The sequence below is a fragment of the Rhodoblastus acidophilus genome, assembly GCF_009720655.1.
In the GTDB taxonomy this organism is placed as follows: domain Bacteria; phylum Pseudomonadota; class Alphaproteobacteria; order Rhizobiales; family Beijerinckiaceae; genus Rhodoblastus; species Rhodoblastus acidophilus_A.
The window spans coordinates 1-10723 of sequence record NZ_WNKS01000037.1 but is presented as its reverse complement, the minus strand read 5'-3'; the positions used below and the strand labels follow the sequence as shown (position 1 = coordinate 10723).

Genomic DNA, 10723 nt, shown 5'->3' with positions numbered 1-10723 from the left:
TGCCGTGGTCGACGTGACCGATGGTGCCGATGTTGCAGTGCGGCTTGCTACGCGTAAATTTTTCCTTGGCCATGGCCCTCGTTCCGAATGCAGGCTTCACCAATCCTGCGACAAATCGTGTTCAACGACCTTGTCGCGTCGCTCGTGACCGGCGCCCAGCGCGAGAACCGGCATGAGAATCCAACGACGGCGCTCATAGAAGGCTTTGCGGGCAAACTCAAGCGCGTTTTTCCACGCATCCCGGTTTCACCGGGGTTTCGCCGCGCGCTTGCGCGCCAGCGCCTCGCGATAGCCCGCCAGCACGTCGCGCACCATGGCGTCGACGGAAAAATGCTGGGCGACATGGGTTTTGAGCGCCAGGCTCTCGGCCTGAAGCTGCTCAAGCGGCCGGGTCATCGCCTCGACCATGGCTCTTGCCAAAATGTCGGCGCGGTCGCGCGGGATCAGCCGGTCGCGAAGCGGCCCGAAAATTTCGCCGACGCCGCCGACATCGGTGGCGATCAGCGGCTTTTCCGCGGCGAGCGTCTCCAGCACGATATAGGGCAGGCTTTCGGCGCGGCTCGGCGCGACGACGACGCGGCCGAGCGCAAAAGCTTCGCGCGCCGGCAGCACGCCATGAAAAGTCACGTGGCGGTTGAGATCGTAGCGCTCGACCATGGCGGCCAGCCGGTCCAGCTCCCTGCCCGATCCGACGATGACGAGATTCGGTTTTTGGGCGCCGGCGCCGTGGATGATGGCCAGCGCGTCGATCAGCGTGTCCACGCCCTTATGGCTCGACAATTCCCCGACATAGAGGAATTCGGCGGCGCAGGCGTCAAGCGGCGCCGGCGCGAGCTCGTCGGGTCGCAGGCCGTTCTTGGCCACGCGGGTCAGGGCGCGCGTCGGGCCCACGCCCTTGGAGACCTCGTTGGCGATATAGTCGCTCTCGAAGAACAATATGTCCGTTTGCGCCGCCACCAGCCGCTCCACGAACATGTGGAGCGCATGGCCGGGCTGGTGATGAAAACTGCCGCCGTGCGGCGTATAGGCGCGCACGACGTCGCCCAGTCCCGGCAAAAACCCGTTGGCGCGCGCAAAGAGTCCGCCCTTGGAGCCGTGGCCGTGCAGCACGTCCGGCCTGAGCCGCAACGCATGGCGATAAACCCGCAGGATGCCGGCGAAATCGGCGAGGTGTGGCTCGCGCCGCATGGGAAAGCGCTCGACGCCCAGGGCAAGATGCGGCGCGATCGCCCGGAAGGCGCGCGCCGCCGCGTCGCCGCCGGTGGAGGAATCGGCGATCAGGCCAACCTGATGGCCGAGCGCGGCCTGCGCCGCCGCCAGATCGATCACATGGCGAAACAGGCCGCCGACAGGCGCCCGCAGCACATGAACGATTCTGAGGCAATCCCCGCTCAACGCCACACCTGATTGCAAATGCCGTGCAGGTTAGCCGCGAGGCGTTAACAAATGCGGCCGCCCGGCAGCGCCCGCCTCAATAGGCTTTGAGAAGCGCGGAGGGGGTCCGCGCCAGGATGTAGACATCGAGCAGCATCGACCAGTTCTCGATGTAGTCGAGGTCATAGTCCACGCGCTTCTGGATCTTTTCGAGCGTGTCGGTCTCGCCGCGCCAGCCGTTGACCTGCGCCCAGCCGGTCACGCCGGGTTTCACCCGATGCCGGGCGAAATAGCCGTCCACCGCCGAATGGTACTCCCGATCCGCGGCGCGCGCGTCGAGCGCGTGCGGGCGCGGACCCACCAGCGACAGGTCGCCCTTCAGCACATTGATCAGCTGCGGCAATTCGTCCAGAGACGACCGGCGCAGGAAACGGCCGAGCGGCGTCACCCGCGGATCGTCGCGCGTCACCTGCTTGCGGGCGGAGGGATCGCACTGGTCGTGGTAGAGCGTGCGGAACTTGTAAACGACGATGCGCTCGTTGTTGAAACCGAGCCGCTCCTGCCGGAACACCGCCGGACCGGGCGAGGTGAGCCGCACCGCGAGCGCTATGCCCGCCATCAGCGGCGCGCAGGCGAGGAGAAGCATGCCGCCGACCACCCGGTCGAACACGGCTTTGGCGAACAGGGCGCCGTCGCTCAGCGGCTTGTCGAGAAGATCGAGGGTCGGCACCGAGCCGATGAACGTGTAGGCGCGCGGCCGGAAGCGCAGGCGGTTGGCGTGGGCGGCGAGCCGGATGTCCACGGGCAGCACCCACAGTTTTCGCAGCATGCCCAGAATGCGGCCTTCGGCGCTGACCGGCAGCGCGAAGATCACCTGATCGAGCCGCACGTGGCGCGCGAAGACCAGGAGTTCGTCGACGGTTCCGAGCTTGGGATAGCCCGCGATCACGTCGGGCGAGCGCTCGTCGCCGCGATCGTCGAACAGGCCGAGGATGCGCAGGTTTGGCTCCGGCTGCCGCGCGAGGGATTCCAGCAGCATTTCCGCCATGGGACCGCCGCCGACGATCGCCGCATAGCGGTCAAAACGCCCGAGCCGCGCCATGCGCCGCGTCCACGCGCCGATGAGCGCGCGCTCGGCCGCCAGCAGGACGAGGCCGCCGCCGAGCCATCGCCAGAGGAAGGGCAAACGGTCCTCCGCCTGGAAAAACATCGCCAAGGCCATGGCGGCGAGCATGGCGACGCACCAGAGCGCGGCGACGCGAAGCACGGTTTTGGGCGGAGCGCGCAGCGCCTCCAGCCGATAGGCCCCGGAGACCTGGAGGACCGCGCCGAAAGCGAGCGAGATCGCCGCCACGCCCAAAAACGCCAACGGCGTGAAGCCGGACCCTGGCGCGACCGGGCCCAAGGCCAGAGCCAGCGCCATCAGAGCGCCCAGTTCCACCACGCACACGCCCAGGCTCAGGACCGCGGCGGATAGACGCCGCTGGCGTGTGGCCTGGACCCGTGTCTCAGCCGGCGCGACATGCTTCATCTGCTCAAGCTCGTTTCTGGAGGACGACCGATTTTATCGTCGTCATCCCATGAGCTTAATCGATTCTGACAGCCTTTCGCTTTTAAGCTTCGGTTAACGTTAAGGCGTCGTCCGCAAAGCTCAGAAGAAGCGTTCACGCACCAGAATGGTGTCGCCCGGCCGAACCGGCTGGTTCATGGGCGCGTTCACGGTGAAAGTGCGGTCGCCCTGGGTGCGGGTGAGTTCCGCAAAGTCGCGCGCGGCGCGCGGGGTATAGCCGCCGGCGATCGCCACCGCCGTTTCCACGGTCATGCCGTTCACATAGGGGTATTGCCCTGACGTCGTGACCTCGCCGAGCACGAAGAACGGGCGATAGGCCTCGATATCCACGGACACGCGGGGCTCGCGCACATAGCCCGCGCGCAGCCGCGCCTCGATCTCGCGGGCGAGGTCGGCCGACGTGCGGCCGCGGGCCGGCACCAGCCCGATCAGCGGCATGGCGATCTGGCCGGAGGAATCGACGGCGAAGGAATTCGACAGCGATTCCTGACCGAAGACGATGACCCGCACGCGGTCGCCGGCCGAAAGCGTATAAGGCTCGCTGGCCACCGCCTGGTATTCCAGCGGCGCGCGCGACGATGCGCAGCCCTGGAGCATCCCGGCCACGGCAAGGCACAACAAGGTTGAAATCCCGCGCATCATTCCCGCCTCGAACAAAATCTACTGCGCGCAGGCTAATCGCTTATGGTTAACGAAGACTTGCCCGTCGCGCCGCCGCCAATTAACCCGGCCTCAACCATAATCATTCATCCTCAGGTCAACATGGAGTTGACGATGAGTGCGAGCGATCCTGATTTCGATGCGCGCGAGCGACGCGACGAGGTCGACGTCGCCGGAACCCTCTCCGCGCTGGCGCGGCGCAAGGGACTGATCGCCGGGGCGACCGTCGGTTGCGCCGCGGCGGCGCTGGCCTTCTGCCTTGTCGTCAAGCCGCGCTACATCGCGGAAGCGCGGGTGATCGTCGAGGATCAGGAAACGTTTTACACTCGCCCCGATCCCGCCTCGCGCGGCGAATCAGGGTCCCAGCTCATCGACGCCGAGGCGATCAACAGCCAGATTCAGCTGGTCAGCTCCCGCGACCTCGCGCGAAAAGCGGTGTCGGCGTTGCAATTGCAAAAACTGCCCGAGTTCGATCCCGCCCCCAGCGGGCCGCTCGCCCTTCTGTCGCTGCTGACCGGCGGCGGCAAGGCGTCCGAGGACCGCCTACTCAATAATTATTTCGACCATCTTCAGGTGCTGTCGCCGACCAAGTCGCGCATCCTGCAGATCGAGTTCTCGTCGCGGGACCCCGACCTCGCGGCCAACGCCGCCAACACCATCGCCAATCTCTACATCGACCTGAAGCAGCAGGCCAAGCGCGAGAGCGCGCGCGAGGCGGCGCAAAGCCTGAAGCCGCAGATCGCCGAGCTTCAGCAGCGCGTCATCGAGGCCGAGGCCAAGGTCGCGGACTTCCGCCTGGCCAACGATCTCTACGATTCCGCCGAAAACAGGAGCCTGCCCACCCAGCAACTCGCCGATCTCGCGACAAAACTCGCCGACGCCCGCGCGACCCAGTCCGAAGCCATGGCCAAGGCCAAGGCGCTGCGCGTGTTGCTGTCGCGCAACCGGCTCGGCGACGCCGGCGAGATCTCCAACAACGATCTCGTGCGCACCATCGCGGCCCGGCGCTCCGCGGTCGAGGCGCAGCTCGCCGCGGAATCGCGCACGCTGCTCTCCGGCCATCCCAAGATCAAGGAATTGCAGGCGCAGCTTTACGATCTGGACATGCAATTGCGCACGGCGGTGGACAAGGCCGCGCGCGGTCTCGAGCATGAGGCGGGCGTCCAGGAGACGCGGGTCGCCGAACTCTCCAGACAGCTCGACGAGCAGAAGCGAAACGTTGGCGTCGCCAATGGCGTCGAGACCCGGCTGCGCGAGTTGCAGCGGCAGGCCAAGACGCTGAAGGACCAGCTCGAGTCGGAATCGGCCAAATACCAGGCCGCTGTCGGACGGGAAAGATCCGAGAACACGCCCGCAGACGCCCGCATCGTGTCGCGCGCGGTGGCGCCGAGCACGCCGGCCTTTCCGAAAAAGGGTCCGATCACGCTGTTTGGCGCGCTGGCCGGGCTGTTCTTCTCCAGTTTCTATGTGATCGCTCGGGAAACGCTGGGCGGGGGCGCGCCGGCGCCCGCGCCGGTCGCGGGCGGCGAGCAGGGGCGCGCCCGGCGCCCTCTCGGCGCGCGCTGGAGCGACGCGCTGGCCGGAGCCGCGGCCCGCCTGACCGGGGCGCGCGCCCAGGCCAAGGACGGGCCGATCGACGACCACAGGCCGGTCCAAGACAGGCCGGTCGAAGTCGAGCCGGTCGAAATCACGGCGGTCCAATTCAAGGCGGTCGAAGACAAGCCCGTCGAAGTCACTCCGGTCCAAGTCAAGCCGGTTGAAGACGAGCCGGCCGAAAACAAGCCGGTCCCGACGAACCGGCTCCGCGCGGCGTGGCTTGGCGCGTTCTCCAAGCTGAAGACCGTCCTGGCGGAGTTCGGCGCGCCCGCGGTCAAGCTCGACGATCCAGAAACGCTGGACATACCGCAAGAAAAGCTGGAGCCAGCAACGAAAGCCGTCTCAAAAACCGCCGCGCGCGCCGGTGTTGACGGCGTCTGGACCCGCGACCCCTTCGCGCTGCGGACCGAAGCCAAGCCCGATTTCGGCGTCCGGCGGGAGACCTTGGCGCCAGCCGCGACCGCGACGGAAGACGCGCGACCCGCGCGCGAACCGAAAATCGCGCGCGAGCTGATCGAGCGCATTGTCGCCGCCGGCGACGGCGCCCAGGGCGTGATCGCCCTGCTCGCGGACTCCGGCGTCGGCGCCTCGCCGCTCTACGCCCTGATCGCGGCGCGGGCGCTGTCGCGCGAGGGGCGCGCCATTCTTGCGCAACTCGGCCCCGACGGACGCCTCGACGCCGCCATGGCGGAGGGGTGCGATCCGGCGCAGCCGGGCCTCGTCCAGTTGCTCGCCGGCGAAGCCTCCTACGCGGAAGCCATCTATCGCGACGGGGAGACCCGGCTGCATCTGCTCGGCCGGGGCGGCGGCGCGCTCGACGTCGAGGTCGAGGATCTGCGCATGGTGATCGAGGTGCTGCGCGCCACCTACGATTTCGTTCTGCTGGCGGTGGCGTCGGACGCGCTCGGCCTGGATCTCGCCCGCGAAGCCGACGCGGTGGTGGCGCTCGGCCCTCCGTCCATCCGGCGCGACTATCTGCTGGACGATTTCGCCGCCGCCGGGGCGCGGAACCTGATCCTGGCCTCGCCCGCCTTCGACGGCCAATTGACGGAAGGCGCGGCGTGATTTTCGCGGCCGCTTCTGTCATAGTGGCGGCATGACCGATATTTTCGACATCCCTTTACGCGCCATCGACGGCCAGACCCGCACCTTGCGCGACCATGCGGGCAAGGTTCTCCTGGCGGTCAACGTCGCCAGCCGATGCGGCTTCACCCCGCAATATGCGGGCCTGGAGGCGCTTTACCGCCGCTTCGGGCCCCGGGGATTCGCGGTGCTCGGCTTCCCCTGCGACCAGTTCGGCCATCAGGAGCCCGGCGAGAACGCCGATATACAAAAATTCTGCACGGTGAACTACGGCGTGTCCTTCCCGATGTTCGCCAAGATCGATGTCAACGGCGACAACGCCCACCCGCTGTTCCGCGAACTGAAGCGCGGCGCGCCCGGCCTGCTCGGCACCGAGGCGATCAAATGGAATTTCACCAAATTCCTGATCGGACGCGACGGCAAGGTGTTGCGCCGCTATTCGCCGACCGAAAAGCCGGAGGACCTCGCCGGCGACATCGAAAAGGCGCTCGACGCCGGTTGAAATCCCCCTGAGGTCGCCGGCGCCTGCCGGACTCCGCCGAAGATTAGAAGCTTTTTAATGCCTCTCGCCGTAAATCAACCTTTGGTTGCAGGCGCGCTTTTTTGATCGCCGCCTGCCGGGCCCAAGTATTGTCGGCGGGCGCAACGATGGTTTCGATCTCAAAGGCCTGGAGGCGCGTCCGCGCGGCTCTCCCTCTCGCGAAACTCGCCGCGCTCCAGGGTTGGCGGCGTTCGGCGCGCATGGCGGGCGGCGCCTGCGTGTTCCTGCTCGGCCTCGCCTTGCGGTTCGCGGTGTTTGGCGTCGAGGACCCGAGCTTTCCCTACTTGACGTACCTGCCGGGCGTGGCCGTCGCCGCCGCGCTGTTCGGACGCGCCGGCGCACTGGTGGTGGTCGCGCTTTCGCTCATCGCCGCGCATCCGGGCGGACCGGGGGCCGACGCGCTGGACTGGCTGCGCCTCGTGGGGTTCAGCTTGAGCAGCCTGATGATCGTGGTGTGCGCGGACCTCGCCCTCGACGCGCAGACGCGCCTGCACGCGGCTGGTCTCGCGCGCCAGAACGAGGCGCAGCTGAGCCATTTCGTCGCAGAGGCCCCCGCGATCGTCGCCATGTTCGACCGGGACATGCGCTATCTCGCCTCGAGCCGCCGCTGGCGGGAGGCGCTCAGGCGGCCGGACGCGCTGGCGGGCCGATTGCATTACGAAGTCTTTTCCGACATTCCCGATCATTGGAAAATGGTCAACTGCCGCGCCCTCGCCGGCGAGACGCTGCGCGAAGACTGCGAGCTTTTCCTGCGCGCCGATGGATCGCGGCAATGGCTTCGCTGGGAAGTCCAGCCCTGGCGGCGCGCCGACGGCGAGATCGGCGGCATCGTCATCTTCATCGAAGACGTGAGCGAGACCCTGCGGGAGCAGGAGGCGACGCGCCGCAGCGAAGCCGCCTTGCGGGCGCTCGGCGACAACCTGCCGGACAGCGTGGTTTACCGGCTCACCGCCGATCCGGAGGGCGGCCCCCGCTTCCTCTACATCAGCGCCGGCGTCGCCCAGCTGAACGGGCTTTCGGCCGAGGAGGTTCTCGCCGACGGCGAAAAATTGGTGTCGCAGATCCTGCCGGAGCACGCGCCGGCCCTGCAGGCCGCCAAGAACGCGTGTGCGCGCACGGGCGCCGACCTGTCGTTCGATGTCCCGATGCGCCGCCCAGACGGTGTCGTGCGCTGGATGCGCATGCGGGCGCGCCCGGATCCGCGGCCCGATGGCGCGATCATCTGGAACGGCGTCTATACCGACGTATCAGAGGAAATCTGGCTGGACGCGCTTCAACGCGAGGACGCGCGCAAACAAGCCTTCGTGCTGGAGTTGGCGGACGCGCTCAAACCGCTCGGCGATCCCCTGGAGATCATGGCGACGGCGAGCGAAATTCTGGGCCGGGCGCTCGCCTGCAACCAGGTCGCCTATGCGGAAATCGACGAAACTCAGGACGTCGCGATCAACCGGCGCGAATGGACCGACGGCGCCATGCCGTCAACCCTCGGCGCGCATCGGCTTGCACATTTCGGACCCGAACTGATCGACCGCCTCAAGGTTGGCCAGATCAACGTGGTCGACGACACCGCCGCCGACCCGCGCGCGGGTGAGGCGAGTGTCGCCGCCACCTATGCGGCGCGCGAAATCGGCGCGTTCGTCGGCGCGCCGCTGATCAAGGGCGGGCGTCTCGTCTCGATCCTGACGATCCTCAATCGCGAGACCCGGCATTGGACCGCGCTCGACGTCGCATTGGTCGAGGAGACCGCCGAACGCACCTGGATGGCGGTGGAGCGCGCGCGCGCCGCCCAGGCGCTGCGCGACAGCGAGGAGCGGCTGCGTCTCGCCCTGCGCGCCGCCAACGCCGGCGCGTGGTCGTGGAGCCTCGAAAGCGACGACGCCATCTGGTCGGAGGAATTGTGGAGCCTATACGGGCTCGATCCCCGCCACGCCAAGGCCTCCTACGCGACATGGCTGGCCTCCGTGCATCCTGACGATCGCGACGCGACCGCGAAAGTGATCGCGGAGGCGGTGGCCGCCGGCCGCGATTTCGAGATGGAATGGCGCACCAACGCCCCGCCGGGCGCCGAGCGCTGGCTGCTGTCGCGCGCGGGCCCGCTGCGCGACCCCGACGGCGAGGTGCGGCGCTACATCGGCGTGGTCCTTGACATCACCGACCGAAAGAAGTCCGAGCAGAAGATCGGCTATCTCGCCCACCACGACACGCTGACCGGCCTGCCCAACCGCGCCGCCTTCAACCAGCGCCTCGCCGACGCCATCGCCACGGCCGACGACGATGGGACGTCCGTCGCCGTGCTCTGCATGGACCTCGACAGGTTCAAGGAGGTCAACGACGTCTTTGGCCATGCGGTGGGCGACGAACTCTTGCGCCGGGTGGCCAACGCCCTGCTGGGCGCGGCCGGAAGCGCGCCGATCGCGCGGGTCGGCGGCGACGAATTCATGACGCTCGTCACCGGCAAGGCGCCAGCGGCGCGCGCGGCGGAACTGGCGGAGCGCCTGTGCGATGCGGTGTCAAAACCCGTGGAGATCGACGGGCGGCAGATCCGCATCGGCCTCAGCGTCGGCGTCGCCCTCTATCCCGACCACGGCGACCGGGAGACGGCGCTCGCCAACGCCGACGCCGCGCTCTATCGCGCCAAGTCGGAGCTGAGAAGCCATGTGTGCCTGTTCGACAGCGGGCTCGACAGCCGCCTGCGCGAGCGCAACGCCCTGTTTCAGGACCTCGGCGACGCGCTGGAGCGAGACGAACTCTCGCTCCATTATCAGCCCCAGGTGAATGCGGCGGGCGAAATTTTCGGCTTCGAGGCGCTGCTGCGCTGGCTTCATCCGCAGCGCGGCTTCATCTCGCCCGACGTGTTCATCCCCATCGCCGAGGAGCGCGGGCTGATCGGCGCCGTCGGCGAATGGGTTTTGCGCGAGGCCTGTCGCGAGGCGGCGTCCTGGCCGAATCCGCTGTCCGTCGCCGTCAATCTCTCGCCGGTGCAGTTCCGAAAAGAAGGCCTGGTCGGCGCCGTGCACGCCATCCTGCTCGAAACCGGCCTGTCGGCGCGGCGTCTGGAACTGGAAATCACCGAAGGCGTGCTGGTCGACGATTTCGCCCGCGTGACGGCGAACCTGCGTCAGTTGAAGGCCGTGGGCGTGCGCGTCGCCATCGACGATTTCGGCGCCGGCTATTCGTCGCTGGCCTATCTGCAGTCCTTCCCGTTCGACAAGATCAAGATCGACCGCTCCTTCGTCGCCGGCCTGCCGGAGAACGGCAATTCGCAGGCCATCGTCCGCGCTATCGTCGGCCTCGGGCGCGGGCTCGGCGTGCCGCTGATCGCCGAGGGGGTGGAGACCTCGGCGCAACTGGATTTTTTGCGGGCCGCCGGCTGCGGCGAAGCGCAAGGGTTTTTGATCGGCGCGCCCGAGCCGATCTCGGCCTACGCCAGCGCCGTGGGGGTCGCGCGGGCGGCGCCCACGTTCAGTCGCCAACGCAGGATTTGAAGCCGCCAAAGATCATGCGCTTGCCGTCGATGTCGGTCATGCGCGGGTCGCTCATCGCTCTGGCGTTGACCTCGTCGCGCTTGTCGCGCGATTCATAGGGGGCGCGCCCACAAAAAGCTTTTCGTCGGGCCTGAGATCCACGAGAGGACTTGAGGTGTCCCCGTTTCGTGACGCTGGGCGGGGACAGGAACGAATTGCGCGTCCAGAGCCGTGCTCACGCCGGGAGGCTCAGCCGCGCAATTCGATCCAGTCCCCCTGAGGGGACGCGCGGGGGCGGCGCGCTGATTTGGACGCGCGCCCGGCCTTCGCGCGCGCCTAGAGCGCGTTGACATTCAGAATTCCCACAGACTCGCAAATCTGATTCAAGCTCCTTTTCGGTCGGGAGCCATGAATGTCGGTTCGCTTGGTGTTGGG

General features: G+C 67.6%; 6 protein-coding genes. 3 read left to right on the top strand and 3 right to left on the bottom strand.

Annotated features, from left to right (window positions below; all coding sequences use genetic code 11):
* Window positions 1-246: 246 nt before the first annotated feature.
* The 3 genes from GJ654_RS20425 to GJ654_RS20415 all read right to left on the bottom strand — a co-directional run bounded on the left by GJ654_RS20425 (window position 247) and on the right by GJ654_RS20415 (window position 3583).
* Entirely contained in the window at window positions 247-1365 is a 1119-nt protein-coding gene (locus GJ654_RS20425) for a glycosyltransferase (RefSeq protein WP_342394939.1), read from the bottom strand.
* Between the two features lie 106 nt (window positions 1366-1471).
* On the bottom strand, window positions 1472-2905 hold the full coding sequence (locus GJ654_RS20420; protein WP_155448025.1) for an undecaprenyl-phosphate glucose phosphotransferase: 1434 nt from the start codon (window positions 2903-2905) through the stop codon (window positions 1472-1474).
* 120 nt (window positions 2906-3025) lie between these two features.
* On the bottom strand, window positions 3026-3583 hold the full coding sequence (locus GJ654_RS20415) for a polysaccharide biosynthesis/export family protein (RefSeq protein WP_155448024.1): 558 nt from the start codon (window positions 3581-3583) through the stop codon (window positions 3026-3028).
* A 135-nt stretch (window positions 3584-3718) separates the two neighbouring features.
* Here GJ654_RS20415 and GJ654_RS20410 point away from each other — a divergent pair, with 135 nt between their 5' ends.
* The 3 genes from GJ654_RS20410 to GJ654_RS20400 all read left to right on the top strand — a co-directional run bounded on the left by GJ654_RS20410 (window position 3719) and on the right by GJ654_RS20400 (window position 10309).
* Window positions 3719-6265, top strand: a complete 2547-nt coding sequence (locus GJ654_RS20410) for an exopolysaccharide transport family protein (protein WP_196305646.1) — start codon at window positions 3719-3721, stop codon at window positions 6263-6265.
* A gap of 31 nt (window positions 6266-6296) precedes the next feature.
* Window positions 6297-6785 carry a glutathione peroxidase gene (locus tag GJ654_RS20405; RefSeq protein WP_155448022.1) on the top strand — a complete coding sequence of 163 codons (489 nt, stop codon included), beginning with the start codon at window positions 6297-6299 and terminating at the stop codon, window positions 6783-6785.
* 146 nt (window positions 6786-6931) lie between these two features.
* Window positions 6932-10309 (top strand): sensor domain-containing protein, encoded by a 3378-nt coding sequence (locus GJ654_RS20400; protein ID WP_155448021.1) that lies wholly within the window; start codon window positions 6932-6934, stop codon window positions 10307-10309.
* Window positions 10310-10723: the final 414 nt, after the last annotated feature.

Excerpts from the sequence above, each read along its gene's own strand:
- GJ654_RS20405 (WP_155448022.1), top strand. The coding sequence starts at position 6,297 with ATGACCGATATTTTCGACATCCCTTTACGCGCCATCGACGGCCAGACC.
- GJ654_RS20410 (WP_196305646.1), top strand. The coding sequence starts at position 3,719 with ATGAGTGCGAGCGATCCTGATTTCGATGCGCGCGAGCGACGCGACGAG.
- GJ654_RS20415 (WP_155448024.1), bottom strand. The coding sequence starts at position 3,583 with ATGCGCGGGATTTCAACCTTGTTGTGCCTTGCCGTGGCCGGGATGCTC.
- GJ654_RS20400 (WP_155448021.1), top strand. The coding sequence starts at position 6,932 with ATGGTTTCGATCTCAAAGGCCTGGAGGCGCGTCCGCGCGGCTCTCCCT.
- GJ654_RS20420 (WP_155448025.1), bottom strand. The coding sequence starts at position 2,905 with ATGAAGCATGTCGCGCCGGCTGAGACACGGGTCCAGGCCACACGCCAG.